The 26,429-nt window shown below is 71.8% G+C and carries 25 protein-coding genes and 1 tRNA gene; 22 read left to right on the top strand and 4 right to left on the bottom strand.

The window, feature by feature from the left end:
* The first annotated feature begins 3 nt into the window (after nucleotides 1-3).
* The 3 genes from miaB to dapF are packed head-to-tail and all read left to right on the top strand — an operon-like array spanning nucleotide 4 to nucleotide 3,366.
* Complete coding sequence (miaB, locus tag EDF23_RS17945; RefSeq protein WP_123341028.1) at nucleotides 4-1,497, top strand: tRNA (N6-isopentenyl adenosine(37)-C2)-methylthiotransferase MiaB; 1,494 nt, start codon at nucleotides 4-6, stop codon at nucleotides 1,495-1,497.
* Nucleotides 1,484-2,479: a tRNA (adenosine(37)-N6)-dimethylallyltransferase MiaA gene (gene miaA, locus EDF23_RS17940; protein WP_347812711.1), complete on the top strand. Its 996-nt coding sequence runs from the start codon at nucleotides 1,484-1,486 to the stop codon at nucleotides 2,477-2,479. The genes miaB and miaA overlap by 14 nt, the downstream gene beginning before the upstream one ends.
* On the top strand, nucleotides 2,476-3,366 hold the full coding sequence (gene dapF, locus EDF23_RS17935; RefSeq protein ID WP_131922650.1) for a diaminopimelate epimerase: 891 nt from the start codon (nucleotides 2,476-2,478) through the stop codon (nucleotides 3,364-3,366). Before miaA ends, dapF begins: the two co-directional genes overlap by 4 nt.
* A 193-nt stretch (nucleotides 3,367-3,559) precedes the next feature.
* Here dapF and EDF23_RS17930 read toward each other — a convergent pair whose 3' ends face one another.
* Nucleotides 3,560-4,171 carry a methyltransferase gene (locus EDF23_RS17930; protein WP_131922649.1) on the bottom strand — a complete coding sequence of 204 codons (612 nt, stop codon included), beginning with the start codon at nucleotides 4,169-4,171 and terminating at the stop codon, nucleotides 3,560-3,562.
* 61 nt (nucleotides 4,172-4,232) lie between these two features.
* Here EDF23_RS17930 and hflX point away from each other — a divergent pair, with 61 nt between their 5' ends.
* The gene (gene hflX, locus EDF23_RS17925) at nucleotides 4,233-5,771 is read left to right on the top strand and encodes a GTPase HflX (RefSeq protein ID WP_111084601.1); all 1,539 of its coding nucleotides are present in this window, start codon (nucleotides 4,233-4,235) and stop codon (nucleotides 5,769-5,771) included.
* 197 nt (nucleotides 5,772-5,968) lie between these two features.
* Here hflX and lexA read toward each other — a convergent pair whose 3' ends face one another.
* Nucleotides 5,969-6,613 carry a transcriptional repressor LexA gene (gene lexA / locus EDF23_RS17920; RefSeq protein WP_123293903.1) on the bottom strand — a complete coding sequence of 215 codons (645 nt, stop codon included), beginning with the start codon at nucleotides 6,611-6,613 and terminating at the stop codon, nucleotides 5,969-5,971.
* A 235-nt stretch (nucleotides 6,614-6,848) separates the two neighbouring features.
* On the opposite strand from lexA, the gene EDF23_RS17915 reads away from it, so the two are divergent.
* The 15 genes from EDF23_RS17915 to EDF23_RS17845 all read left to right on the top strand — a co-directional run bounded on the left by EDF23_RS17915 (nucleotide 6,849) and on the right by EDF23_RS17845 (nucleotide 20,899).
* On the top strand, nucleotides 6,849-7,226 hold the full coding sequence (locus EDF23_RS17915) for a LysM peptidoglycan-binding domain-containing protein (protein ID WP_131922648.1): 378 nt from the start codon (nucleotides 6,849-6,851) through the stop codon (nucleotides 7,224-7,226).
* A gap of 75 nt (nucleotides 7,227-7,301) precedes the next feature.
* Entirely contained in the window at nucleotides 7,302-8,408 is a 1,107-nt protein-coding gene (locus EDF23_RS17910) for a histidinol-phosphate transaminase (protein ID WP_131922647.1), read from the top strand.
* Nucleotides 8,405-9,007, top strand: coding sequence for an imidazoleglycerol-phosphate dehydratase HisB (gene hisB, locus EDF23_RS17905; protein WP_111084605.1), 603 nt, complete (start codon nucleotides 8,405-8,407; stop codon nucleotides 9,005-9,007). The genes EDF23_RS17910 and hisB overlap by 4 nt, the downstream gene beginning before the upstream one ends.
* A complete protein-coding gene (gene hisH / locus EDF23_RS17900; protein ID WP_123341022.1) occupies nucleotides 9,004-9,639 on the top strand; it encodes an imidazole glycerol phosphate synthase subunit HisH in 636 nt (211 codons plus the stop codon). The genes hisB and hisH overlap by 4 nt, the downstream gene beginning before the upstream one ends.
* Nucleotides 9,640-9,750: 111 nt before the next feature.
* Entirely contained in the window at nucleotides 9,751-10,497 is a 747-nt protein-coding gene (gene priA, locus EDF23_RS17895) for a bifunctional 1-(5-phosphoribosyl)-5-((5-phosphoribosylamino)methylideneamino)imidazole-4-carboxamide isomerase/phosphoribosylanthranilate isomerase PriA (RefSeq protein WP_111084607.1), read from the top strand.
* 4 nt (nucleotides 10,498-10,501) lie between these two features.
* Entirely contained in the window at nucleotides 10,502-11,329 is an 828-nt protein-coding gene (locus tag EDF23_RS17890) for an SseB family protein (protein WP_131922646.1), read from the top strand.
* Between the two features lie 91 nt (nucleotides 11,330-11,420).
* Entirely contained in the window at nucleotides 11,421-12,296 is an 876-nt protein-coding gene (locus EDF23_RS17885; protein WP_111084609.1) for a ParA family protein, read from the top strand.
* The gene (locus tag EDF23_RS17880; protein ID WP_111084610.1) at nucleotides 12,280-13,083 is read left to right on the top strand and encodes a ScpA family protein; all 804 of its coding nucleotides are present in this window, start codon (nucleotides 12,280-12,282) and stop codon (nucleotides 13,081-13,083) included. The genes EDF23_RS17885 and EDF23_RS17880 overlap by 17 nt, the downstream gene beginning before the upstream one ends.
* Complete coding sequence (scpB, locus tag EDF23_RS17875) at nucleotides 13,073-13,801, top strand: SMC-Scp complex subunit ScpB (protein WP_194672324.1); 729 nt, start codon at nucleotides 13,073-13,075, stop codon at nucleotides 13,799-13,801. Before EDF23_RS17880 ends, scpB begins: the two co-directional genes overlap by 11 nt.
* 1,156 nt (nucleotides 13,802-14,957) lie before the next feature.
* Nucleotides 14,958-15,749, top strand: a complete 792-nt coding sequence (locus EDF23_RS19675; protein WP_240347709.1) for a pseudouridine synthase — start codon at nucleotides 14,958-14,960, stop codon at nucleotides 15,747-15,749.
* A gap of 77 nt (nucleotides 15,750-15,826) precedes the next feature.
* Entirely contained in the window at nucleotides 15,827-16,939 is a 1,113-nt protein-coding gene (locus tag EDF23_RS17865) for a prephenate dehydrogenase (protein ID WP_131922645.1), read from the top strand.
* A gap of 230 nt (nucleotides 16,940-17,169) precedes the next feature.
* Nucleotides 17,170-17,835, top strand: a complete 666-nt coding sequence (cmk, locus tag EDF23_RS17860; protein ID WP_131922676.1) for a (d)CMP kinase — start codon at nucleotides 17,170-17,172, stop codon at nucleotides 17,833-17,835.
* A 108-nt stretch (nucleotides 17,836-17,943) separates the two neighbouring features.
* On the top strand, nucleotides 17,944-19,464 hold the full coding sequence (der, locus tag EDF23_RS17855) for a ribosome biogenesis GTPase Der (protein ID WP_111084613.1): 1,521 nt from the start codon (nucleotides 17,944-17,946) through the stop codon (nucleotides 19,462-19,464).
* A 128-nt stretch (nucleotides 19,465-19,592) separates the two neighbouring features.
* The gene (locus EDF23_RS19380) at nucleotides 19,593-20,228 is read left to right on the top strand and encodes a hypothetical protein (protein WP_165901193.1); all 636 of its coding nucleotides are present in this window, start codon (nucleotides 19,593-19,595) and stop codon (nucleotides 20,226-20,228) included.
* A gap of 149 nt (nucleotides 20,229-20,377) precedes the next feature.
* Nucleotides 20,378-20,899, top strand: coding sequence for a hypothetical protein (locus tag EDF23_RS17845; RefSeq protein ID WP_131878655.1), 522 nt, complete (start codon nucleotides 20,378-20,380; stop codon nucleotides 20,897-20,899).
* Between the two features lie 102 nt (nucleotides 20,900-21,001).
* Here EDF23_RS17845 and EDF23_RS17840 read toward each other — a convergent pair whose 3' ends face one another.
* Together EDF23_RS17840 and EDF23_RS17835 are read right to left on the bottom strand one after the other, a co-directional pair.
* Nucleotides 21,002-23,131, bottom strand: coding sequence for a RecQ family ATP-dependent DNA helicase (locus tag EDF23_RS17840; protein ID WP_165901192.1), 2,130 nt, complete (start codon nucleotides 23,129-23,131; stop codon nucleotides 21,002-21,004).
* Nucleotides 23,132-23,208: 77 nt separating this feature from the next.
* On the bottom strand, nucleotides 23,209-24,690 hold the full coding sequence (locus EDF23_RS17835) for a hypothetical protein (protein WP_131922644.1): 1,482 nt from the start codon (nucleotides 24,688-24,690) through the stop codon (nucleotides 23,209-23,211).
* A 70-nt stretch (nucleotides 24,691-24,760) separates the two neighbouring features.
* On the opposite strand from EDF23_RS17835, the gene EDF23_RS17830 reads away from it, so the two are divergent.
* From EDF23_RS17830 to EDF23_RS17820, 3 genes are all read left to right on the top strand, one after another.
* Entirely contained in the window at nucleotides 24,761-25,591 is an 831-nt protein-coding gene (locus EDF23_RS17830) for an endonuclease/exonuclease/phosphatase family protein (protein ID WP_131922643.1), read from the top strand.
* Complete coding sequence (locus tag EDF23_RS17825; RefSeq protein WP_131922642.1) at nucleotides 25,588-26,184, top strand: hypothetical protein; 597 nt, start codon at nucleotides 25,588-25,590, stop codon at nucleotides 26,182-26,184. The genes EDF23_RS17830 and EDF23_RS17825 overlap by 4 nt, the downstream gene beginning before the upstream one ends.
* A 153-nt stretch (nucleotides 26,185-26,337) precedes the next feature.
* Nucleotides 26,338-26,411: transfer RNA gene (locus EDF23_RS17820), tRNA-Pro, on the top strand.
* Nucleotides 26,412-26,429 lie beyond the last annotated feature (18 nt).

The raw sequence follows: 26,429 nt of genomic DNA, 5'->3' as shown, positions 1-26,429 counted from the left end.
ACCATGGCCACCGTCGCAGCGCGCCAGCGCACCTACGAAGTCCGCACCTACGGGTGCCAGATGAACGTGCACGACTCCGAGCGGCTGAGCGGGTCGCTGCAGGCGGCGGGCTACACGGCGGCGGACGGCGAGCAGGCCGACGTCGTCGTGATCAACACCTGTGCGGTGCGCGAGAACGCGGACAACCGTCTGTACGGCAACCTGGGACAGCTCGCCGGCATCAAGCGCGACCACCCCGGCATGCAGATCGCCGTCGGTGGGTGCCTGGCCCAGAAGGACAAGAACGTCATCCTCGAGAAGGCGCCGTGGGTGGACGTGGTCTTCGGCACGCACAACATGGGCTCGTTGCCGACGCTGCTCGAGCGTGCGCGGCACAACGACGAGGCGCAGATCGAGATCCTCGAAGCGCTCGACGTGTTCCCGTCGACGCTGCCGACCAAGCGCGACTCGACCCACAGCGGGTGGGTGTCGATCTCGGTCGGGTGCAACAACACGTGCACGTTCTGCATCGTCCCGTCGCTCCGCGGCAAGGAGAAGGACCGCCGCCCGGGTGACGTCCTGGCCGAGATCCAGGCGCTCGTCGACGACGGCGCGATCGAGGTCACGCTGCTCGGGCAGAACGTGAACTCGTACGGGGTCGAGTTCGGCGACCGTCAGGCGTTCGGCAAGCTGCTGCGTGCGGCCGGCACCATCGACGGCCTCGAGCGCATCCGCTTCACGAGCCCGCACCCGGCAGCCTTCACCGACGACGTCATCGACGCCATGGCCGAGACCCCGAACGTCATGCCGCAGCTGCACATGCCGTTGCAGTCCGGGTCCGACCGGGTCCTCAAGGCCATGCGGCGGAGCTACCGGAGCGAGCGGTTCCTCGGCATCCTCGACCGGGTGCGCGCCAAGATCCCGAACGCGGCGATCTCGACCGACATCATCGTCGGGTTCCCCGGCGAGACGGAAGAGGACTTCGCAGACACCCTGCGCGTCGTCGAGCAGGCTCGGTTCGCCAGCGCCTTCACGTTCCAGTACTCGATCCGCCCCGGCACCCCGGCGGCGACGATGGACGACCAGCTGCCGAAGCACGTCGTGCAAGAGCGGTACGAGCGGCTCGTCGCGCTGCAGGAACGCATCACCGCGGAAGAGAACGCCGCGCAGGTCGGCCGGAGCGTCGAGGTCCTCGTCGCGACGGGCGAGGGGCGGAAGGACGACGCCACCCGCCGGTTGTCTGGACGCGCCGAGGACTCGCGGCTCGTGCACTTCGCCGTGCCGGAGGGCTCCGCGGTCCCGCGACCCGGCGACGTCGTGACGGTCGAGATCACCCGAGCGGCCCCGCACTTCCTGATCGCCGACGACGACGCTCCGCTGCGCATCCGACGCACCCGTGCGGGCGACGCCTGGGACCGCGCCGAGGCCGAGAGCTGCGGCGTGCCGACCCCGGCGGCGCCTGGCGACGGTCCGCGCCCGGTGTCGCTCGGGCTGCCGACGCTCCGTGTCGGGCGCTGACGCCCCCGCCGGGGACGGCCCCGAGCGCGACTCGGCCCGGCACCGCGGGCTCGACGCCTCCGACGCTGATCTGATCGCCGTCGTCGGGGCGACCGGGACGGGCAAGTCCGACCTCGGGATCGCGATCGCCGAACGCCTCCGCGCCGCCGGCCGGAACGCCGAGATCGTCAACGCGGACGCCATGCAGCTGTACCGGGGTATGGACATCGGCACCGCGAAGCTGTCCTTCGACGAACGGCACGGCATCCCGCACCACCAACTCGACGTGCTCGACGTCACCGACGAGGCGAGCGTCGCCGCGTACCAGGTGGCTGCCCGAGCCGACGTGGACCGGATCCAGGCGGACGGCGGCGTCGCCGTGCTCGTCGGGGGCAGCGGGCTCTACGTGTCGTCCGTCCTGTTCGACCTGGCGTTCCCCGGCACCGACCCGGAACTCCGCGCGCAGCTCGAGCGCGAGCACGACGAGCTCGGTCCGGGCATCCTGCTCGAGCGGCTCCGCGGCATGGACCCGGCGGCCGCAGCGACGATCGATGCACGCAACCCACGGCGGTTGATCCGGGCACTCGAGATCGCGAGCCGATCCGAGGTCGTGACCCCGAGCCTCCCGTCCGCGCCCCGCGCCTGGCGACCGTCCCGCATCCTGCACCTGCGACGGGACCGTGGGCAGCTCGTCGCGGCGCTGCACGCGCGTGCAGCGGGGATGTTCGCCGCCGGACTCGTCGACGAGGTCGCGGGTCTGCGCGAGCAGGGCATCGAGCACGGGAAGACCGCGCGGGCCGCGATCGGGTACTCGCAGGCGCTCGACGTGCTGCGGGGGACCTCCACGATCGAGGCCGCGGTCGAGGCGACCGGGATCGCGACGCGCAAGTACGCCCGACGGCAGGTGTCCTGGTTCCGCCGCTACGCCGACGCCGAGACCCTCGACGTCACCGGAGCCGACCGCGGGGACCTGTCGGAACTGGCCCGTAGGATCGTCCCGTGACCGAGCTGCACTTCACCAAGGGCCAGGGGACCGGCAACGACTTCGTCCTGTTCGCCGACCCCGACGCCACCGTCGACCTGACCCCCGAGCGGATCCGCGCGATCGCGGACCGACGCTTCGGCGTGGGCAGCGACGGCGTGATCCGTGCGGTGCGGTCCGAAGCGATCCCCGAAGGACGCGCCCTGGTGGCCGTCGAACCCGCGGCGACGTGGTTCATGGACTACCACAACGCCGACGGCACGGTCGCCGAGATGTGCGGCAACGGGATCCGGGTGTTCGCGCGGTACCTGACCGAGTCCGGTCTGGTCGAGCTCGCACCCGGCGAGACCCTGACGGTCGGTAGCCGCAAGGGCCTGGTCGACATCCAGCGGACCACGAACGGCTTCGCTGCCGACCTCGGCCGGTGGGGGCTGGGCATCGAGAACGGCGGCTCGGACGACGTCATGGTGCGCGCCAAGAACCTCGACGGCGCCCGGCCCGGCATCGGCATCGACGTCGGCAACCCGCACGTGGTCGTCGCCGTCGCGACCGAAGACGAACTCGCCGACCTCGACCTGACCTTCCTGCCCGTGCTCGACCCGGCGCCCGAACACGGTGCCAACGTCGAGTTCGTGCTGCCCGGCGACCCCCTGATCAACGACGGCGTCGGCGAGATCACGATGCGGGTGCACGAGCGGGGCAGCGGCGAGACGCTGTCGTGCGGCACCGGTGCGGTGGCTGCGGCCCTCGCGACGCGGTACTGGGTGGGCTCCGGTGCGCCGGACACCTGGCGCGTACGGGTTCCCGGTGGCGTCGTGACGGTGCGGATGTTCGCGGCGGAGGACGGCGAGCACGTGTCGCTGTCCGGGCCCGCCGAGCTCGTGTTCTCCGGCGACCTGACGGTCTGACGCGGGCGCGCGGGCCGCGCGCCGCGGGGGCCGCGGGCCGCGCGGCGCGCGCCGCGCTTCGCTTCGTGAGCAGAAATGGTCGGGTGCGCTGCGGCGACTCGACCATTTCTGCTCACGAAGTGGCGCGGGCGCGGGCGCGGGCGCGGCCCGGCCCGGCGGCGCGGCCGCGCGGCGCCCGGCGCCGCGCGCCCGGCTACGCCGTCCGGCGCACCCGGATGACGCGGAACCCCTTGTCGGTGGACGCCCGCGCGACGTGGAACCCGGCCCCGAGCGCACCGACGAGCCACTTCTGCAACGAGTCACCCCCGAGGTCCTTCGACACCACGAGCCAGGCGTCGCCCTCGACCTCGAGCCGGGGCAGCCACGTCAGCAGGATCTCGTGGAGTTCGTCCTTGCCGACGCGGATCGGAGGGTTCGACCAGATCGTCCGGAACCGCAGGTCGTCCGGGACGTCGTCGGGCAGGGCGATGGTGACGTTCGACGCACCGGCGGCCTCGGCGTTTGTCCGCGCCAAGCCGAGCACCCGTTCGTTGACGTCGACACCCCACACCGACGCGTCGGGGGAGTGCAGCGCCATCGTGACCGCGATCGGGCCCCAGCCGCAGCCGACGTCGAGCAAGGCGCCGTCGTGCGCGGGCGGCGGGACGGAACCGAGCAGCACACGGGTGCCGCGGTCGATGCCGTCCGGGCTGAAGACCCCTGCTGCCGTGGTCAGCGTGAGCGACCGGCCGGCGAGGGTGACGTCGATCTGGCGTTCGCGGGTGTCCGATGACGGGTTCGCGGAGAAGTAGTGGTCGTTCGCCATGGATGAACCGTAGCGGGAACCCGGTGTGTCCGAGGCCCGCCGGAGGTACCCTGTGGACAGGATGACGGATACCCATCAGCAGAACGACCAGACCAACGACGACAGCGCAGACGGTGTCGTCGAACGGGTGTTGCGCAACGCCGATCGCCGCGCAGCATCGTCCATCTTCGCCCCTGCCCAGGCGATCCAGACCCGCTCGGTCGACGAGCACGGGTGGGACGGCGACGGCGACCAGTACGACCGTGAGGACCGGGCGGCCCTGCGCCGCGTCGCCGGCCTCTCCACCGAGCTCGAGGACGTCACCGAGGTCGAGTACCGCCAGCTGCGGCTCGAGCAGGTCGTCCTGATCGGCGTGTACCCGCACGGTGACGCGCAGGACGCCGAGAACTCCCTGCGGGAGCTGTCCGCCCTGGCCGAGACCGCCGGCGCGGTGGTCCTCGACGGGCTCCTCCAGCGTCGACCGAACCCCGACCCGGCGACCTACCTCGGCAAGGGCAAGGCGGAAGAGCTCGCGATGGTCGTCAAGGCCACCGGCGCCGACACGGTGATCGCGGACACCGAGCTCGCCCCGTCGCAGCGCCGCGCGCTCGAGGACGTCGTGAAGGTCAAGGTCATCGACCGCACGGCCGTGATCCTCGACATCTTCAGCCAGCACGCGAAGACCCGAGAGGGCAAGGCACAGGTCGAGCTCGCGCAGCTCCAGTACCTGCTGCCCCGACTGCGCGGCTGGGGTGACTCGATGTCCCGGCAGGCCGGTGGTCAGGTCTCCGGCGGTGCGGGCATGGGTTCGCGTGGCCCCGGTGAGACGAAGATCGAGCTCGACCGTCGTCGCATCCACACCCGCATGTCGAAGCTCCGCCGCCAGATCGCCGGGTTCCGTCCCGCGCGCGAAGCGAAGCGTGCCGACCGTCACCGCAACGAGGTGCCGAGCGTCGCGATCGCCGGCTACACGAACGCGGGCAAGTCCTCGCTCCTGAACCGTCTGACGAGCGCCGGCGTGCTGGTGCAGAACCAGCTGTTCGCGACGCTGGACGCCACGGTCCGCCGGACCGAGAGCACCAAGGGCCGGGAGTTCACGTTCGTGGACACGGTCGGCTTCGTCCGGAACCTGCCGCACCAGCTGGTCGAGGCGTTCCGCTCCACTCTCGAAGAGGTCGGCGAGGCCGACGTCATCGTGCACGTGGTCGACGGCTCGCATCCCGACCCCGGCGCGCAGCTCGCCACCGTGCGCGAGGTCATCGGCGACGTCGGCGCGCACGACATCCCCGAGATCGTCGTGTTCAACAAGGCCGACCTGATCGACGACGCACAGCGCCTCGTCCTGATCGGGCTCGCGTCGGACGCCGTCTTCGTGTCGGCCCGCACGGGCGAGGGCATCCCGGAGCTCCTCCGCACCATCGAGGAGCGCCTGCCGGAGCCCGACGTCGAGCTCACGGTGGTCGTGCCCTACGACCGCGGTGACCTCGTCTCCACGCTGCACGACGCGGGCGCGGTCGACTCCGTCGACTACGTCGAGGACGGCACCCGCCTGCGCGTGCGCGTCTTCCAGCGGCAGGTCGCGGAGCTCGATCCGTACGTGGTCGCCCCCGTCACGTCCTGACGGCCGGTACCGACTGACGGCCGGGAGGCCCGCCCCGCGTCCGTCGCGCGGGTTCACTCCGGCCGCGGTTCCGTTCACCGCCGCACAACCGAAATCGGCTCGGACCACGAGATCTCGTGGTTCGAGCCGATTGTGGTTGTGCGCCGGTCAGTGCCCGTCGTGGGTCGGTACCCGGCGCGGGTCAGCGCTGTCGTGCCTCAGAGGGAGCGGAGGACCGCGACGACCTTGCCGAGCACCGAGGCCGCGTCGCCGAGGATCGGCTCGAACGCGGTGTTGCGGGGGAGCAGCCACGTGTGGCCGTCGCGCTGGCGGAAGACCTTGACGGTCGCCTCTTCGTCGAGCATCGCGGCGACGATGTCACCGTTCTCGGCGGTCTGCTGCGCACGGACGACCACCCAGTCGCCGTCGCAGATCGCGGCGTCGATCATCGACTCGCCGACCACCTTGAGCATGAAGAGGTCGCCCGAGCCGACGAGCTGCCGGGGGAGAGGGACGATCTCGTCGACGTGCTGCTCCGCCGTGATCGGGACACCGGCGGCGATCCGACCGACCAGGGGCACGAGCGTGGTGGCGTCGACGTCGGGTCCGGTGACGTCCGGCGTGGGCTCGTCGACCAGGACCTCGAGCGCACGGGGACGGTTCGGGTCGCGGCGGATCCAGCCGCCGAGCTCGAGCTGGCCGAGCTGGTGGGACACGCTCGACAGCGAGGAGAGCCCGGCTGCGTCGCCGATCTCGCGCATGCTCGGCGGGTAGCCCCGCGAGGCGATGGACGCGCGGATGGCGTCGAGGATCGTCTGCTGCTTCGCGGTCAGCGGCTTCTGGCCCCGCAGTTCGTCCACCACGTCGTCTCGCTTTCGTCGGTGCTGAGCGGCCGTGGCGGGAATGTCGGTGGTCCCCGTTTGACTTGTCCCAGTCGATCGAAACAGTATCCGACCGGTCAACCCCGGACAAACACCTGTTCGAGCGTGTCGCAAGAAAACCCCGCAGAAATCCTCTCCCAGGACTTGTGCGTCGTCTGATTCGAAACTATGTTCGGTACACGACTTCGGTTCACCCGAACGGGAAGGCAAGAACGACATGAGCACCATCGCCATCGCTGACATCCAGCGCACCGCGGCCACCGCCGTGCGCGTCCGCCTGCGCCTGACGCGCCGCGGCCGCATCGTCTTCACGACGCTCGCCGCGCTCCCCCTCCTCATCGTCGTCGCCTTCTTCGTCCTGAACGGCGGCCAGGCGTCCGCCGGTGACGCCGCCGCTGGTGGCACCCGGACGCAGTTCGACACGGTCACGATCCAGCCGGGCGAGACGCTCTGGCAGCTGGCCGAGGACACCGCGCCGAACGCCGACCCGCGCGACTTCGTGCAGGACGTCATCAGCCTCAACGCTCTCGACGGCTCCGGGCTGCAGGCCGGCGAGCAGATCGCCATCCCGACGAAGTACACCTCCGGCCAGTAGCCGCGGCGAGTGGTCAAAGGCAGTCCCGTCCGGACGGCTGGTCGTCCAGTGGCCACAGCGGCCTACGATGGATCGGTGGCATTCACGCTCGAAGACCTCCCGATCCGAGACGACCTCCGCGGTCAGAGCCCCTACGGCGCTCCGCAGAAGCACGTCCGCGTCCAGCTGAACGTCAACGAGAACACGCATCCCGTGCCGGACGACGTGGCGGACGACATCGTCGCCTCGATCCGCCAGGCGCTCGCGACGGTGAACCGCTACCCGGACCGCGAGTTCACGGAGCTCCGCGAGTCGCTGGCCGGGTACCTCGGGCACGGCCTCACGGCAGAACAGCTGTGGGCGGCGAACGGCTCGAACGAGGTCCTCCAGCAGCTGTTGCAGGCCTTCGGCGGCCCGGGGCGGTCCGTCCTCGGGTTCCCGCCCACCTACTCGATGCACTCGATCCTGGCGTCCGGGACCGGCACGACCTGGATCCCGGCGGAGCGCGACGACGAGTACCGCATCTCACCCGAGACCGTCGTGGCGGCGATCGAGCAGCACCGTCCGGACATCGTGTTCCTGTGCGGGCCGAACAACCCCACGGGCACACCGCTGCCGATCGAGACGATCGAGGCCGCGTACGCCGCGACCGACGGCATCGTGATGGTGGACGAGGCCTACGCCGAGTTCATGCCGGCCGAGGTGCCGAGCGCCCTCACGCTGTTGCCCGGGCGTGAGCGTCTCGTCGTCTCGCGCACCATGAGCAAGGCCTTCGCGTTCGCCGGTGCACGGGTCGGCTACATGGCGGCACACCCCGCCGTGATCGACGCCGTCCGCCTCGTCCGGCTGCCGTACCACCTGTCCGTCCTGACGCAGGCGGCCGCCGTCGCCGCACTGCGCCACGCGCCCGAGATGCTCGCGATGGTCGACGACATCAAGCAGCAGCGTGACCGGATGGTGACCGAGCTGCAGGCCATGGGCTACCGGACGTACGAGACGTGGTCGAACTTCGTCCTGTTCGGTGGGGTCGCCGACCCGCACGCTGCGTTCGAGTCGCTGCTCGAGCGGGACGTCATCGTGCGCGACCTCGGCATCCCGAACCACCTGCGGGTGAGTGCCGGCACGGCAGAGGAGACCACCGCGTTCCTCGACGCCATGCGGCAGGTCGCCGCTGAGCAGCCGCCGGTTAGGGTTGGGGCATGACCGCCCGTACCGCCTCGATCAGCCGTAGCACGAGCGAATCGAGCGTCGAACTCGAGCTCGACCTCGACGGCACCGGCTCGTCCGACATCTCGACGAGCGTGCCGTTCTTCGACCACATGCTGACCGCGTTCAGCAAGCACTCGCTCATCGACCTGCGCGTGCGCTCGACCGGTGACACCGACATCGACGTGCACCACACGGTCGAGGACACCGGCATCGTGCTCGGGCAGGCGCTCAAGCAGGCCCTCGGCGACCGGTCCGGCATCGGCCGGTACGGCGACGCCCTCGTACCCCTCGACGAGGCGCTGGCCCAGGCGGTCGTCGACGTCTCCGGGCGCCCGTTCCTCGTGCACTCGGGTGAGCCCGAAGGGTTCGAGTTCCACCGCATCGGCGGTCACTTCACCGGGTCGATGATCCGCCACGTGTTCGAGGCGATCACTTTCAACGCGGGCATCACCGTGCACGTCCGCGTGCTCGGTGGCCGCGACCCGCACCACATCGCCGAAGCCGAGTTCAAGGCGTTCGCGCGTGCGATGCGCAAGGCGGTCGAGCTCGACCCGCGCGTCGACGGCATCCCCTCCACCAAGGGCGCACTGTGACCGCGAAGCCGAACGTCGTCGTCCTCGACTACGGGTCGGGCAACGTCCACTCCGCCGCCAAGGCACTCGAGCGGGCCGGAGCCGAGGTCACGCTGACCTCGGACAAGCAGGCGGCGCTCCGTGCCGACGGCCTGCTCGTGCCCGGGGTCGGTGCGTTCGCCGCAGTCATCGACCAGCTCGAGGGCGTCCAGGGCGGCGAGATCGTCGACCACCGTCTGGCCGGTGGTCGTCCGGTGCTCGGCATCTGCGTGGGCATGCAGGTGTTGTTCTCCCGCGGCATCGAGCGCGGAGCCGACGTCGAGGGGCTCGGGCAGTGGCCCGGCACCGTCGAGCAGCTCCAGGCCGAGGTCCTGCCGCACATGGGGTGGAACACCGTCCAGGCACCGGAGAACTCCGTGCTCTTCGACGGGCTGCACGACGAGCGGTTCTACTTCGTGCACTCGTACGGCGTGACCGACTTCCCGCTCGACGCCTACGGGCCGTTCCGTGCTCCCGGCCTGACGTGGGCCGAACACGGGCAGCGGTTCATCGCCGCGGTCGAGAACGGGCCGCTCACCGCGACCCAGTTCCACCCCGAGAAGTCCGGCGAGCCGGGCATCCGCCTGCTGACCAACTGGGTGCGCTCGCTCTGAACCCGGCCCGCAACGGGCGCGACGGCGGCGCCGGACGCGCCACGGGCCTCCAGGCCGAACCCCGCACCTTCACCACCGCACCTTCTCCACCGTGACGAAATCGACAGGACCATGACCGACCTCACCGACACCTCGCCCCTCGTCCTGCTGCCTGCCGTCGACGTCGTCGACGGCCAGGCCGTCCGGCTGACCCAGGGCGAGGCGGGGAGCGAGACCGGCTACGGCGACCCCGTCGCCGCCGCGCGCACCTGGCGCGACCAGGGCGCGGAGTGGATCCACCTGGTGGACCTCGACGCAGCGTTCGGTCGGGGCGACAACCGCAAGGTCATCGCGCACGCGATCCGCGAGGTCGACGGCGTCTCCGTCGAGCTGTCGGGTGGCATCCGCGACGACGCCTCGCTCGAAGCCGCGCTGGCCACCGGCGCTGCCCGGGTCAACCTCGGCACGGCGGCGCTCGAGAACCCGGACTGGGCCGCTCGGGTGATCGGCGAGTACGGCGAGCAGATCGCCGTCGGGCTCGACGTGCGTGGCACGACCCTCGCCAGCCGTGGCTGGACCGAGGACGCCGGCGACCTGTGGGAGGTCCTCGACCGGCTCGAGGCCGCGGGGTGCGCCCGGTACGTCGTCACCGACGTCACGAAGGACGGCACGCTGCAGGGCCCGAACGTCGAGCTGCTGCGCCAGGTGTGCGACCGGACCGACCAGCCCGTCGTGGCCTCTGGTGGGATCTCGACGCTCGACGACCTGCGGGCGCTGCGCGAGCTCGTGCCGTTCGGGCTCGAGGGCGCGATCATCGGCAAGGCGCTGTACTCCGGGGCGTTCACGCTGCCGGCCGCACTCGACATCGCCTCGGAGTAGCGGCGTGGCGGGGATCTCGAACGGGCGCGGAACCGGTCCGGACGCGGCAACCGGTCCCGACGACGCGCACACCCCGGGTGGCGCGGCGGACTCGGCCGGCTTCACGTGGGAAGGCCGCACGTTCGACCACCACGACACCGCCTTCGCCGACGACGACGGGCTGGCCGACCCGGCGCTGACGGCGGCGATCGCAGGCGTGGCCGCCGGTGCATCGCAGGCGGCGGTCGTCGATGCGCTGCGCACCGCCCGTCTGCTCATCCCGCTCATCGCCGAGGCCGGTGATCTCGGCGAGACCGACGCCGGCAAGCTCGTGGACAAGACCCAGGAGCTCTCGATCGTGACGGTCGCCGGGCCGGACGGGCGGAGCGTGATGCCCGCGTTCACCTCGGTCGAAGCAATGCACGTCTGGGACGCCGATGCCCGGCCCGTGCCCGTGGAGTCACGCCGGGTGGCGATGGCCGCGGCGAGCGAGGAGACGCAGCTCGTCGTGCTCGACCCGAAGTCGGCGACCGAGTTCGTGCTGCGCCGTCCCGCGGTGTGGTCGCTCGGTCAGGACCTGCCGTGGACCCCGTGCTTCGAGGACCCCGAGGTCGCCCAGGCGTTCGCCGACTCGGTCGTGGGGGAGCGCAGCGTCGCCCGTGTCGAACTGACCCCCGGTGACCCGGTCGGACGCTTCGCCGGCCCGGAGCTGACCGTCGGACTGGCGTTGCACCCCGGGCTCGACCGCGAGCAGGTCGGCGAGCTCGTCGGACGCCTGCAGCAGCGGTGGTCGACGGACGCCGTCATCGCCGAGCGCGTCGACAGCATGCGCGTGGCCCTGCGGGCAGCCTGAGCGGCGACCGCGTCGGCCACGAGCAACGCAGACCCGGCCGTGCGCGGCGGTGCGGCCCCGGGCCGGCCGGCGTCGCCGGTACGATGGCCGGGTGAGCACGAACCCGACGACCAACCCCACCGGCGCGACCTCCATCGGTCCGACGGGTCGTCCTGTCCGGGAGTTCCCCGTGCCCGAGGAACTCGACAGCACCGGCCCTGCGCGCATCATCGCCCTCTGCAACCAGAAGGGCGGCGTCGGCAAGACCACCACGGCGATCAACCTCGGTGCAGCCCTGGCGGAGTACGGCCGCAAGGTCCTGGCCGTCGACTTCGACCCGCAGGGTGCGCTCTCCGCGGGCCTCGGTGTCCGCACGCACGACATCCACACCGTCTACGACCTGCTCATGGGCGCCGTGAAGGACCCGATCCAGGTCATCCAGCCGACGAACACCCCGGGGCTCGACGTGATCCCGGCGAACATCGACCTGTCCGCGGCCGAGGTGCACCTGGTCAACGAGGTCGCCCGCGAGCAGATCCTGGCGAGCGTGCTGCGCAAGGTCGCGAACGACTACGACGTGATCCTGGTCGACTGCCAGCCGTCGCTCGGCCTGCTCACCGTCAACGCCCTGACCGCGGCGCACGGCGTGCTCATCCCGCTCGAGTGCGAGTTCTTCGCCCTGCGCGGTGTCGCCCTGCTCATCGAGACGATCGACAAGGTGCGCGACCGCCTCAACCCGGCGCTGACGCTCGACGGCATCCTGCCGACGATGTACGACTCCCGCACCCTGCACTCGCGCGAGGTCATGGAGCGCGTCGTCGACACGTTCGACGACCGGGTCCTCGACACCGTCATCGGGCGCACCGTGAAGTTCCCGGACGCCACGGTCTCCGCGCGGCCGATCACCCAGACGGCGCCGGACCACGCCGCCGCCCACGCCTACCGGCAGCTCGCACGAGAGCTCGTCCAGCGTGGCGCCGTCGCCTGAGTCGGGGTTCCGGGTCCGACTCACCAACTTCGACGGCCCGTTCGACCTCCTGCTGTCGCTCATCACGAAGCACGAGCTCGACATCACCGAGGTCTCGCTCGGCGCGGTCACTGGCGAGTTCATCCAGTACGTGCGTCAGGCCGAGTCGGCGGACGAACTCGACGAGGCGAGCGAGTTCCTCGTCGTCGCCGCCACCCTGCTCGACCTGAAGATCGTCGGGCTGCTGCCGCAGGGTGAGCTCGTCGACGCCGAGGACGTCGCCCTGCTCGAAGCCCGCGACCTGCTGTTCGCGCGGCTGCTGCAGTACCGGGCGTTCAAGCAGGCCGCCGACTGGTTCGGCGAACGCTGGGGTGTGGAGTCGCGTCGGCACGTCCGGAGCGTCCGGCTCGAGGAGCGGTTCCGCGCCCGCACGCCCGAGCTCGTGTGGACGCTCTCGGTGCAGGACTTCGCCGCACTGGCAGCGCTGGCGTTCGCCCCGCGGGAGATCCCGACGGTCGGACTCGACCACCTGCACGCGCCGCTCATCAGCATCCGCGAACAGGCCGCGATCGTCGTCTCGATCCTGCGGACACGCGACGGCGAGGGGGTCTCGTTCCGCGAACTGGTCGCGGGTGTCGACCAGACGGGTATCGTGGTGGCTCGCTTCCTCGCGATCCTGGAGCTGTACCGGAACGCATCGATCTCGTTCGAACAACTCGAGCCGCTCGGGGAACTCACGCTCCGATGGACCGCCGAGGACTGGTCCGACGAGAGCCTCGCCAACCTGGGAGCCGACTATGACGGATGACGTGCACGACACGTCCAGCGCCGAACCCGGCGGCGCCGACGAGATGGCCGACGCCCGCGCGATCGAGCACGAGATGCACGAGCGCGCCGAGCACGCTGAGCACGGCCAGCACGCCGAGCACGACCGCGCCCCGCAGGCGCACCCGGCGATCCCGATCGACCGTCAGCTCGAGGCGATCCTGATGATCGCGGACGAGCCCCAGTCGCTCGTCGCGCTCGGCGCCGCCGTGAACGCCCCCGTCCCCGCCGTCCGCCAGGCCGTCGAACGCCTCGTCGCGGACTTCGACGGCGTCGACGGCACCACCCGCCGCGGGTTCGAACTCCGCGAGGTCGGCGGCGGCTGGCGCTTCTACGTCCGCCAGGACCTGGACGCCGTCGTCGAGCAGTTCGTCGAGGCCGAGCGTCCCTCGCGCCTGTCGCAGGCCGCACTCGAGACCCTCGCGGTCGTCGCCTACAAGCAACCGATCACGCGATCCCAGATCGCGTCGATCCGCGCCGTCAACGTCGACGGCGTCGTCCGAACGCTGGTCGCGCGCGGTCTCATCGAGGAGTCGTTCACCGACTCCGAGACCGGCGCCATCAACTACGTCACGTCCGATCTGCTCCTGCAGCAGCTCGGCATCAACTCGCTCGACGAGCTGCCGCTCATCTCGCCCCTCCTGGACGACGGTGCGGACGGCTTCGGGCAGAACGAAGGGATCCCCGATGGCCGGGTTTGACGACCGGGGGCGCGGCGCGCCCCGAGACCGAGACGACCGCAACGGACGCTCAGGAGGCCCGGATCGCCCCGGGCGTTCGGCTCCCGGCCGCGGCGGGGCCGGCTCCAGTGCCGGTGGCCGCTCCGGCGGGTACGGGCGCGACGACCGCGGGGGCGCACGTCCGCCGCGTGACGACGACCGTCGTGGCGGCTACCAGTCGCGCGACGACCGCGGTGGCGACCGTGGTGGGTACCGGGGTCGCGATGACCGTAGTTCCGCGCCGCGCGATGACCGTGGTGGGTACCGCGGCCGTGACGACCGCAGCTCGGCTCCGCGCGACGACCGTGGCGGGTACCGGGGCAACTCGGCTCCGCGTGACGACCGCGGTGGGTACCGAGGCCGTGACGACCGTGCCGGCGGCGGCGACCGTGGTGGCTACCGCGGGAACTCCGCGCCGCGCGATGACCGTGGTGGCTACCGCGGGCGCGATGACCGCAGCTCGGCTCCGCGCGATGATCGCGGTGGCTACCGCGGGAACTCCGCGCCGCGTGACGATCGCGGTGGCTACCGGGGTCGCGATGACCGCAGCTCGGCCCCGCGTGACGACCGTGGTGGCTACCGGGGTCGCGACGACCGCAGCTCGGCACCTCGCGACAACCGTGACGACCGTGGTGGCTACCGCGGCCGCGACGACCGCAGCTCGGCACCCCGCGACAACCGTGATGACCGTGGTGGGTACCGCGGCCGCGACGACCGCAGCTCGGCACCCCGCGACAACCGTGACGACCGTGGTGGATACCGCGGCCGCGACGACCGCAGCGCCGCGCCGCGCGACGACCGTGGTGGGTACCGCGGACGCGACGACCGCAGCTCGGCACCTCGCGACAACCGCGACAGCCGCGAGGACCGCCGCGGCCCCGACGGCCAGCAGAGCCGCGTCTGGCACAACGGCCGCCGCTACGTCGGCGGAACCACGAGCGTCCGCAACAGCGACCGCCCCGGCAAGGGCGGCAACAGCGCGGGCAACCGCACCACGCCGAAGCCGAGCGGTGAGCGCGACAGCCACGGTGCTCCGGTGGAGGGCACGCCCGAACGCCCGATCATCGAAGACTGGGACGCGGCGGACGGGACGACGTCTGCCGGGGCCGAGCCGGGCCTCCAGGCAGAGGGGGAGCGCCTGCAGAAGGTGATTGCCGCTGCGGGCGTGGCATCTCGCCGCGTCGCGGAGAACCTGATCGTCGAGGGCCGCGTGACGGTCAACGGCCAGGTGGTGGACGCCCTCGGGCGTCGTGTCGACCCCGCGACGGACGCGATCTCGGTCGACGGCGTGCCGGTGCAGATCGACTCCTCGCGGCGGTACATCGTGCTGAACAAGCCGACCGGCGTCGTCTCGAGCCTGCAGGACGAGCGCGGTCGCCGCGACCTGACCGAGTTCGTGGACCGCTACGAGGAGCGCCTGTTCAACGTCGGCCGCCTGGACACCGAGACCTCCGGGCTGCTCGTCCTGACGAACGACGGCGACCTGGCACACGTGCTGGCGCACCCGTCGTTCGGCGTGCAGAAGACCTACATCGCGAAGGTGCACGGCAACGTGAACCCCGCCGTGGTCCAGCGTCTGACCGAGGGCGTCGAGCTCGAGGACGGTCCGATCAAGGCCGACAAGGTGCGGTTGCTCGAGTCCTCGCGGGGTGAGTCGCTCGTCGAGATCACGCTGCACTCCGGCCGCAACCGGATCGTCCGTCGCATGCTCGAGGCCGTCGACCACCCCGTCCTCGAACTCGTCCGCCGCTCGTTCGGTCCGCTGCACCTCGGCAGCCTGCCGCCGGGCAAGATGCGCGAGCTGGGCACGGTCGAGGTCGGGAAGCTGCTCGGCACCGTCCGCGACGCGAAGCCCTCCGCTCGTGACGACCGCGACGTCGCCCTCGACCAGGGCGACGACGACGAGTGGGACGACGAGACCGCGGACTGACCGCGACCGGCCCCTCGGGCCGTGACCGGCACCCGGGCGTCGACCGACGCCCGGGTGTCGGTCGGTAGGCTTGCCCGGTGACCGACCTGAGCCCACCCGACATCGACCGCCGCGTGCGCGGCCCGGTGCGGGTCGTCGGCACCGGGCTCCTCGGCACCTCGATCGGTCTGGCGCTGCGCGAGAAGGGGGTCGACGTCGTCCTCGACGACGTCTCACCCGGCGCGTTGGCGCTCGCCGTCGACTACGGGGCCGGCCGCCGGCCCGAACCCGGCGACCAGCCGGAACTCGTGGTGGTGGCGGTCCCGCCGGACGTCGTGGCGACCGTCGTCGCCCGCGAACTGTCCGCGTACCCGGACGCCATCGTGACCGACGTCGCGAGCGTCAAGGCCGGACCGTTGGCCGAGCTCGTGGCAGCCGGCGCCGACGTCACCCGCTACATCGGGTCGCACCCGATGGCCGGACGTGAACGCAGCGGACCGAGCGCCGCCCGCGCCGACCTGTTCGTCGGCAGCCCCTGGGTGATCGCCGGACACGACGCGATCAGCTACCAGCGCGCCGCCGTGGTCGAGGACCTGGCGCTCGACGTCGGCGCGACCGTCGTGCCGATGGACCCGGCGTCGCACGACTTGGCCGTGGCCTACGTCTCGCACGTGCCGCAGCTCGTGTCGACGTTGATGGCCTCGCGGCTTCGTGACGCCCCGGACGGCTCCCTCGGTCTGGCGGGCGGTGGCGTCCGCGACGTCACCCGTGTCGCCGCGAGCGACCCCGGCCTGTGGGTGCAGATCATCGGCGCGAACGCGGCCAACGTGCGGCGGGTGCTGTCCGACCTGCGCGACGAGCTGAGCGACGTGATCGGGGCGCTCGACGACCCCGCCGCCGCCGGAGCTCCGCGGACCCTGGCCGAGACGATCGCCGCCGGCAACCGTGGGGTCGAACGGCTGCCCGGCAAGCACGGCACCACCAAGCGCTTCGCCCAGGTGGTCGTCCTCGTCGACGACACCCCCGGGCAGATCGCCGCGCTCCTGACGTTCATCGGGGAGATCGGCATCAACCTCGAGGACATGCGCCTCGAGCACTCACCGGGCGCGCAGATCGGCATCGTCGAGGTGTCGGTCCTGCCCGAGCAGGAACAGCGACTCGTCGAGGAACTCGAGGGTCGCGGATGGAGGATCGCAGCAGCATGGGCCTGAACGACACGAACGCAGCGACGAACGACTCCGGTGTGACCGCCGACTCCGGCGTGACCGGCGGGCCGGACGGTCCGGACTCCGGTCTGCCGACCCCGACCCCCGGTGACGGCGCCCGCGGTGGCGCGGACGGCGGCCCGCTCGGCGGTCCGGCCGGCGGCCTCGGCGAGCCCGGCGGCGAGCCCGGTTCGACCAGCGCACCGGTGCCGGCCGGCCTGACCGACGGCGCCTACGTGGCCAAGATCGTCATCGCGGTCGACGGTCCCGCGGGCAGCGGCAAGTCGAGCGTGTCCCGCGCCGCCGCCCGTGCCCTCGGCTACGGCTACCAGGACACCGGCGCCGCCTACCGTGCGCTCGCCTGGCACGCCTTGCAGCAGCGGGTCGACCTCGACGACGGGGCGGCGATCCTGGCGAGCTGGGACACCTTCGACTACGCCATCGGCACCGACCCCGACGACTACTACGTGCGCGTGGGGGAGACCGACGTCACCGACGCGATCCGCACCCCGGACGTGACGAGCGCGGTGGCCCACATCGCGAAGCTCCCCGACGTCCGACACCGCCTCGTGCAGCTGTTCCGGAACGTCATGCGGAAGACCGACGCACCGGGCATCATCACCGAGGGTCGGGACATCACCACGGTGGTCGCACCCGACGCCGAGGTCCGGATCCTGCTGACGGCCGACGAGTCCGTTAGAATGGCCCGGCGCTCGGCGGAGGTCACGACCCAGTCGGCCGCAGAGACCTCCGCCGCACTCGCTCGTCGAGACGCGGCGGACGCGAAGGTCGTCGACTTCATGAACGCCGCAGACGGCGTCACGACGCTCGACTCCACCGACCTCGACTTCGACCAGACCGTGCAGGCGGTCGTCGACCTGGCCCGCGCGGCCACGCACTGACGCACGACCGGACGGCCTCGGCCGCCTGGTCACACCACGGCCGGATCTCCGGCCCGGCCGGGAACGGCCACCGACACCGCGGCTCCGGCCGCTCGCGAGGAACCCACCATGGCTCAGTTGGACAACCCGGACAACGACGACTTCCCCCAGTACGACGACGCCCTCGGCGAGCGGCTCGCCGGACTCGACGAGGCCGAGGCCGAGCAGCGCGCGACCGCGCTCCGCGCCGGACTCGAGGAGTACGACCTCGAGGACGAAGACCTCGCCCTGCTCGAGGCCGGTCAGGTCGGCGAGGACGGCGTCCACTACCTGCCCGCCTACCCGGTGCTCGCGATCGTCGGCCGCCCGAACGTCGGCAAGTCCGCGCTCGTCAACCGCATCCTCGGTCGTCGTGAGGCCGTCGTCCAGGACGTCCCCGGCGTCACGCGTGACCGCGTCAGCTACAAGGCCGACTGGAACGACAAGCGCTTCACGCTCGTCGACACCGGCGGCTGGGAGCCCGGCGCCGAGGGCATCAACGCCTCGGTCGCCGCGCAGGCCGAGGTCGCGATCGACCTCGCCGACGCCGTGCTGTTCGTCGTCGACGTCACGGTCGGGATCACCGCCACCGACGAGCACGTCGTCAAGATGCTCCGCGGCACCGACCGCCCCGTCATCGTCGTCGCGAACAAGGCCGACGACGAGCGCCGTGAACTCGACGCCTACGAGCTCTGGAACCTGGGGCTCGGCGAGCCGCACCCCGTGTCGGCTCTGCACGGCCGTGGCGTCGCGGACCTGCTCGACCTGATCATCAAGACGCTGCCCGACACCTCGGCCGTCGCCAAGCAGGAAGTCGGTGGCCCCCGTCGCGTGGCCATCCTCGGCCGCCCGAACGTCGGCAAGAGCTCGCTGCTCAACAAGGCCGCCGGTGAAGAGCGCGTCGTCGTGAACGACATCGCCGGCACCACCCGCGACCCGGTGGACGAGCAGATCGAGCTCGGCGGCAAGGTGTGGCGTTTCGTCGACACCGCCGGCATCCGGAAGCGCGTCCACATGCAGCAGGGTGCCGACTTCTACGCCTCGCTCCGCACCACCGCCGCGCTCGAGAAGGCCGAGGTCGCCGTCGTCGTCCTCGACGTCACCGAGCCCGTCTCCGTGCAGGACCTGCGCATCATCGACCTGGTGCTCGAGTCGGGCCGTGCGCTCGTCCTGGCCTACAACAAGTGGGACCTGCTCGACGACGAACGCCGCCGCTACCTCGAGCGCGAGATCGAGCAGGACCTGGCGCACGTCGCCTGGGCCCCGCGCGTCAACATCTCCGCCCGCACCGGCCGCCACCTCGAGAAGCTCGTGCCGGCGCTCGAGACGGCCCTCGCGTCGTGGGACACCCGCATCCCGACGGGCAAGGTCAACGCCTTCATCGCCGAGCTCGTCCAGGAGCACCCCCACCCCGTGCGCGGCGGCAAGCAGCCCCGCATCCTGTTCGGGACCCAGGCGTCGAGCCAGCCGCCGACCTTCGTGCTCTTCACGTCGGCGTTCCTCGACCCGCAGTACCGACGGTTCATCACCCGTCGACTCCGCGAGGTCTGGGGCTTCTCCGGCACCCCGATCAACGTCAACATGCGCGTGCGCGAGCGCCGGAAGCGCTGAGTCGCAGCTCCGTCACACACAACGCGTCCCGTCTGCACGGGGCGCGTTGTGCGTTCGTCGCGCTGTCCGGCGCGTTCGGCCGGGAGGCCCGGAGCGCGTCCGCAGCGTCGGCGCGGCATCATGGGAGCGTGCGCATCGGGCGGTGGGGAACGGATCGACGTCGGCTCGCCCTGGTGGGTGCCCTCGTCGCCGTGGTCGTCGTCGGCTCGGTGTCACTCTGGGCGGTCTCGCACGCACCGTCCGGGGACGACGCAGTCACCCGCTCCGAACGCGCTGCGCCCGAACCAGCGCAGTCGCCGACGGAGGGGCTGCGACCCTCGAACGGCCTCGGCGTCCCCCTGCCCGAGGCGTCCCCGGCCGCGCAACCCGTCGATTCGTCGCCGATCGAGCCGTGGTGGCGCCGTGTCCCGCCGGTCTCCGGGGACATCGTCGGCATCGACGGCGCCGCCGCCTCTGGACACGTCCACATCGCAGGGAACACGGGTGACGCCACCCTCGCGGTGGACATCTCGCACCTGAAGACGGGCACGAGTGGCCCGGTCGACGTCGTGTTGTCCGGTGGGACCGTCACCGGTGGGAAGGACCCGGAGTGGACGCCGGCGGGGGAGTCCTTCGACGTGTTCCAGGCCGCCGGCGTCGAACAGGGGCTGACCGTCGTGCTGAGCGACCCGTGGACCCTGCCCGACGCGGTCCGCTCCCTCGTCCTGCTCGATGCGGCGACCGGCACCGTGCTGGGTGGCGCGGCGCTGGTGCCGAGCGACTGAGCCGGCTGGGGAGCCCTGCGCCGACCCGGAACGACCTCGTCGACGTCGTGCGACCTCGAGGACGTCGTTCGGGGTCGGGGTCGGGGTCGGGGTTGGGGTCGGCGACGGCGCGGTACGCCGGCGGTCGCTCGATGCGGCACGATGTACTGGTGACGCAGCGCAACGACGGACTCGGTGGCCTCGCCGACCGTCTGTGGTGCCGGCTGCGGCTCGACCGGCTGGCCGGAGGTCGCCAGGGCGGGTACGTCATCCGCCAGGACATGCTCGAGCACCCCGACACCGTGCGCTCCTTCCGGTGGATCCGGTGGCTGCTCGTCGCGGAGACGATCGTCGGACTCGCGGCCATCGTCGTGGCCGTGCTGCTGACGCGCGCGGGGGAGACCGTGCCGTGGGCGGTGTGGTTCCGGGCGACGGTCGTGCTGCTCATCACCCTGACGCTCTACGTGTTCGCGTGGCGGGCGCAGCTCGGGTACTACTGGGCGTACCAGCGGGTGCGGTTGTTCAGCCGGATCTTCCCGATCGTGACGCTCATCGTGGCGGCGATCCCCGGGCTGTACCCGTTCTGGATGGTGATCGAGCAGATCCTCTTCTCGCTGCTCATGATCGGCATCGGAGACGTGCTCACCACCGACCACATGCGCGCCACGTTCCCCAAGCCCGCCCGCCGCTAGCGCCCCCGCGCCGCGCCGCACCACTCTTGCGACAGGCCACGCGTCGATCGACTCGTGAACTGTCGCGGAACGGGTGCGGGTGCGGCGGCGGGCGGCGCAGCGCTACGCGACGGTGGCCAGCGCGAAGGGCAGCACGGCGGCGGCCCCGGCACGCCGGAGTTCGCGGCCCGCGACGGTCATCGTCCACCGGCTGTCGACCAGGTCGTCGACGAGCAGCACCGGGCCCTCGTGGGACTGCAGGGCAGCGGCGAGCGACGAATCCACCACGAAGGTGTCCCACACGCCGGACAACCGGTAGGCGCTGTTCGTCGCACCGTCGCCGCGGGGCGTGCCGCCGTTCCGGTCGAGCGTGCCGAGGAACTGCAGCCGCCCGATCGTGGACAGCGCCTGGGCGAGCGACCCCACGAGCTGCGGCCGCGACCGCGAGGACATCGCCACGACCCCGGTCGGCCGGGTCTCCCACGGCCAGTCCTTGAGCGCACGGACACAGCCGTCGACGAGCTCCCGGGAGATCGGAGCATCGGGCGTCGACGGCGAGAACAGTGCACGGAGCGGCCCGCCCCAGCCGAGGTCGGTCAGACGAGCCACCGCGCGGCCGGGCTGCACGAGCTCGTCGGCGCCGATCTTGCCCCGCACCGAGACGCCGAGCGACGACATGCCCGACGGCCACTGGGCCCGCGGGGCGATCTCGACGCCGACCTTGTCGAGCGCGGCAGCCGCACCGGACGAGTCCGAGTCGGAGACCGCGGTCGGGAACCACGCCCCGGCGCAGTTGTCGCACCGACCGCAGGGCTCCGCGGACGGGTCGTCGAGGTCCTGCTGCAACAGCTGCATGCGGCACGCCGAGGTGGACTCGTAGTCGAGCATCGAGGCGGCCTCGGCGGAACGTGCCGCGGCGACCCGCTCGTAGCGCGGGGCGTCGTACTGCCACGGCTGCCCGGTGGAGACCCAGCCGCCGGTGACGCGTCGGACCGCCCCGTCGACGTCGAGCACCTTGAGCAGGAGTTCGAGGGTGGAGCGCTTGATGTCGACCAGACCCTCGAGCGCGACCGTCGACATCGCGGCGTCGGTGGACAGGGCGCCGAGCACGGCGGAGGCCCGGGCCTCGGTCGGCATCGACGCGCTCGCGAAGTACTGCCAGATCTCACGGTCCTCACGACCGGGCAGCAGCAGCACGTCGGCGTTGTCGGTGGCACGACCCGCACGACCGATCTGCTGGTAGTAGGCGACGGGGGACGACGGAGCGCCCACGTGCACGACGAACCCGAGATCCGGCTTGTCGAACCCCATGCCGAGCGCGCTCGTGGCGACCAGGGCCTTCAGCTCGTTGCCCTTGAGCTGCTGCTCGAGCTGCTCCCGCTCGTCGGTGTCGGTGCGCCCCGTGTAGGCCCGGACGGCGTACCCGTTGTCGCGGAGCAGGCGGGCGATGTCCTCGGCAGCCGAGACCGTGAGCGTGTAGATGATGCCGCTGCCGGGCAGGTCGCCGAGGTGCGCGAGCAGCCAGCCGAGCCGCTGCCGGGCGTCAGGCAGCGTCAGCACCCCGAGCCGCAGCGATGCCCGGGCGAGCGACCCGCGGATCGTGAACACCGGGTCGGCCGGGCCGGCGGTCAGCTGTTCGGCGACGTCCTCGACCACGCGCTCGTTCGCCGTCGCGGTGGTCGCCAGGACGGGGACCCCGTGGGGGAGGGACCGGATGAGTTCGGCCAACCGCCGGTAGTCCGGTCGGAAGTCGTGGCCCCAGTCCGAGATGCAGTGCGCCTCGTCGACCACGAGCATGCCCATCCGGGCGATCAGGGTCGGCATCTGCTCGTCGCGGAACTTCGGGTTGTTCAGGCGCTCGGGGGAGACGAGGAGCACGTCGACCTCGTCACGGGCGAGCGCCGCCTGGGTCTCACCCCACTCGTGTGCGTTCGCCGAGTTGATCGACACCGCACGAACCCCCGCGCGGGCAGCCGCAGCCACCTGGTCACGCATCAGGGCGAGCAGCGGCGAGACCAGGACGGTCGGGCCACCACCACGGCGCCGGAGCAGCAGCGTCGCGAGGAAGTACACCGCGGACTTGCCCCACCCGGTGCGCTGCACGACGAGGGCGCGCTGCCGGTGCTCGACCAGGGCGGAGATCGCCTCGAGCTGTCCGGGGTGGAAGACCGCGTCGGGGCGCCCCGTGAGCGCAGCGAGCGCCTGCTGTGCCTCGGCGGCGATGTCTGCAGAAGGCGGGGCGGTGGTTTCCATACCCCCATGCTGTCAGGAGCATCCGACGAAACGGAGGCACCGCCTCCCGTCTGTGGACAACGCTGACAGGCGAGCCGCTACTGGTAGGTGACCAACGACGGCGTCGGGTGCACGTCCTGCATGGTCTGCGACGGCGTCAGCATGGGCGTGTCCTCGTCATAGAAGTTCTTCCAGCCCCAGTGCAGGCCCTCCGGAGCGCCCTGGTGCAGCGCCTTCCACGTCGCCTGCTTGTCCGGCTGCGACCCCTGCCCGTCGACGTGCACGAGCATGTCGAGCTCCGGATGGGTCGTCAGCGCCGACCGGTCCTGGATCATCGAGAGCCGGAACTGGTGCAGCACGAGCGCCTTCGGCGGCAGCCCTTCCTTCTTGACGAGCGATGCGAGCCACGAGGACACCTCGTTCACCTCGGACGCCGACACGCTGCCGATCTGCTCGAGCGGCACCTGGTCCTTCGTCAGCCGCCACTCCGGGTCGAGCGCGAGCCACACCCCGGGCTTCTTCAGCAGCGACTCGTACTGCTTCGCCTGCGACAGGAAGTCCGAGCGGCCCGGCTGCAGGTCGATGATCACGGGCATGTCGGCGTCGTGCGCGGCGTCGACGTAGGGTTCGAGCGTCGACACGGGCAGCTCGGTCGAGTAGTCGCCGTCCGCCCCGGCGTCCCCCGCGGCGACGGTCGCGATGACCTCCATCGCAGGCGTCACCAGCTCGTCGGACTCGGCCCGGTACGGCTTCGCGACCTGCTCGGCACGCTGAACGGTGGCCTCCGGCCCCTGCTCGCCGAGCACACCGAGCGCCGGCGCCCCGGGAGCCCCGTACAGCGCCACGTAGCGGTGCCCGTCGAACGGCCGCTGGCCGCCGTTCCGCAGCTGGAAGCCGCCCTCGGCCGCCCGCACCGTCCACTCCGGGTCCTGCAGCGCGTCGAACGCTGCACCGACCAGGACCGTCTGGTGCTGCTTCCGCTCGTGCAGCGCCGTCACCACGTCGGGCGCGGCAGCCGGGTCGGTCACGCCCTTCGGCATGGTCACCACCTTGGCACCGGCGGCCTTCGCGGTCGCCACGGCCGCAGCGTCCGCGCTCGCGTCCGCCACCACCACCGTGGCCTGCCGGGAGGCCCGGGTCGACTCCGGCGCGTCGCCATCCTCGGGCGCCTTCCGCTGTTCGACGTCCGTGTCGACCGACACGTCGCCCTCGGCCTGGTACCAATCGGCCCCGAGCCGATCGAGCTCGCCGGCGACGGCAGCGCTGCCCTTCGCACCCTTCGCGGTCAGCAGCACCGGGACGTGGGCGCTCGCCGCGGCCTTCGCTGCTTCGGAGATCGCGTCGGCATCACCGGCCGTCGCCACGATCGCGCCGGGAGCACTCGCGAACAGGGCCGAGCTCACCCGCACCGACCGAGCCGCAGCGTCGGAGGCGTCGGCGACCGTGACCGTCCCCGCCGTGGCCTTCGCGAGGGTCGGGCGGCTCGTGTCCGGTCCGCTCGACGTGCATCCGGCGGCTCCGAGCAGCAGTCCGGAGACGGCGATCGCGACGAGAACACGAGGGGTGGAACGAGAACGCATCGGGCCACCCTACGAGCCACGCGGAGAGGTCCCTGGGAATCCGACGGGTGTCGTCTCGTAGAAGGGAGGTATGCCCCACCACCCCGACGACCACCCGCTCATCGGAGCCGTCCGGTCGCCCGAGGTCCACTGCATGACCCTCAACGTGCGGCGCCGCGTGCCGCGGCCGGCGACGCACCCGGACGCCTGGGAGCGTCGCCGCGACGCCATCACCGCGCTCGTCACGTCCGAAGCGCCCACCGTCCTCGCCGTCCAGGAGGCCCTCCCCACGCAGGCAGACGACCTCACGGCCGGCCTCGGGCCGGATTGGGAGCCCGTCCTGGTCGGACGCGGCGCGCGCGGCGGTGGGGAGCAGGTCGGGCTGTTCCTGGACCGCTCCCGACTCGACGTCGTCGAGCACCGCACGTGGGCTCTTTCCCGCACGCCGAACCGTCCGGGATCCCGCTCGTGGGCCACGTCCTTCCCCCGGCACGCCGTCGGCGCCGTCGTCGACGACCGCGCCACCGGCGTCCGGTTCCTGGCCGTCGCCACCCACCTCGACGTCGCCTCGCCGTGGGCTCGGCTGCGGTCCGCCGAACTCCTCGGCCGGATCGTGCGACAACGCGGCCTGCCCGCCGTCGTGATGGCCGACTGGAACAGCCAGGCAGGGTCCGCACCATGGCGAGCACTGGCGGACGCTGGTGTCGTCGACAGCTGGGGGCGGGCCTCCAGGCAGACGGGCGAGCCGTACGGGACGTACCCGCACTACGGGAGCCCGCGTGTCGGTGGCCGGCGCATCGACGGCGTGCTGGTGACGCCGGACGCGACCGTCGACCGGGTGGCCGTGTCGAACCGGCGGCCGGGCGGCGTGTGGCCCTCCGACCACGCGGCCGTCCACGCAGTCGTGCGGTGGGCCTCGTGATCCGGACGCTCGGACCGACGTTCCTGCGCCCGAGGTTCCTGGTGGCCGACGTGGTGCGTGCCCTGACACTCGTGAGCCTGGTCGTCGCGAGCATCGGATGGGGCGGGACCGCGCTGCCGGTGATGGCACTGTCGCTGCTCGGGGTCGTGGTGCCGCGGATGCTCGGACTGCGGCCGGCGTTCGACCTGGCGGTGTGCGTGCTCGTGCTCCTCGCCGGGTGGTCGAGCGTGCTCGAGTGGTACACGAGTGTGTTCCTGTGGGACAAGTTCATGCACGTCGTGCTCACCGGGCTGCTCGCTGCGGTGCTGTACGTCATCGGCGCCGACCTGCGCGCGGTGCCGGCGCCGGACGGGGAGCGCCGGGTGGTCGTCGCGGTCCTCGGGCTGTGCGCGGGGCTCGCGATCGGGGCGGCGTGGGAGATGGGGGAGTGGCTCGGGCACAACTTCGTCGACTCGGCGATCTACGTCGGGTACGACGACACGATCGGGGACCTGGCGGCGGACGGGGCCGGTGGGTTGCTCGTCGGGCTCGGGTTGCCGTGGTTGGCGGCGCGGCGCGAGGTGGTGCGGCGCGAGGCGGTGCGGCCGGGGTGACCGTGCGTGCTCGTTCCGGTGGCTCTCGTTGCTGGTCGCTCCGACTCGCCGTGGCGCGGAGGGGGTCTGGCGTCCGCTATGCTGGACGGGTCGCTCGCGCTCCGGTCGGACGCGGGCGAGGGTCCTCAGGGATCCTGAGTTCTCCGGAACTCGCGGGCTGTGGCGCAGCTTGGTAGCGCACTTGACTGGGGGTCAAGGGGTCGCAGGTTCAAATCCTGTCAGCCCGACCGAAAAGCCCCGATAGA

It is taken from the genome of Curtobacterium sp. PhB128 (assembly GCF_004340725.1).
In the GTDB taxonomy this organism is placed as follows: Bacteria; Actinomycetota; Actinomycetes; order Actinomycetales; family Microbacteriaceae; genus Curtobacterium.
This window is presented reverse-complemented; position numbering and strand designations above follow the sequence as displayed.

Coding starts and splice junctions, on each gene's coding strand:
- scpB (WP_194672324.1), top strand. CDS start 13,073: ATGACGGATGACGTGCACGACACGTCCAGCGCCGAACCCGGCGGCGCC.
- EDF23_RS17835 (WP_131922644.1), bottom strand. CDS start 24,690: ATGCGTTCTCGTTCCACCCCTCGTGTTCTCGTCGCGATCGCCGTCTCC.
- EDF23_RS17840 (WP_165901192.1), bottom strand. CDS start 23,131: ATGGAAACCACCGCCCCGCCTTCTGCAGACATCGCCGCCGAGGCACAG.
- EDF23_RS17930 (WP_131922649.1), bottom strand. CDS start 4,171: ATGGCGAACGACCACTACTTCTCCGCGAACCCGTCATCGGACACCCGC.
- hflX (WP_111084601.1), top strand. CDS start 4,233: ATGACGGATACCCATCAGCAGAACGACCAGACCAACGACGACAGCGCA.
- EDF23_RS17830 (WP_131922643.1), top strand. CDS start 24,761: ATGCCCCACCACCCCGACGACCACCCGCTCATCGGAGCCGTCCGGTCG.
- miaB (WP_123341028.1), top strand. CDS start 4: ATGGCCACCGTCGCAGCGCGCCAGCGCACCTACGAAGTCCGCACCTAC.
- priA (WP_111084607.1), top strand. CDS start 9,751: ATGACCGACCTCACCGACACCTCGCCCCTCGTCCTGCTGCCTGCCGTC.
- der (WP_111084613.1), top strand. CDS start 17,944: ATGGCTCAGTTGGACAACCCGGACAACGACGACTTCCCCCAGTACGAC.
- hisB (WP_111084605.1), top strand. CDS start 8,405: ATGACCGCCCGTACCGCCTCGATCAGCCGTAGCACGAGCGAATCGAGC.
- EDF23_RS17915 (WP_131922648.1), top strand. CDS start 6,849: ATGAGCACCATCGCCATCGCTGACATCCAGCGCACCGCGGCCACCGCC.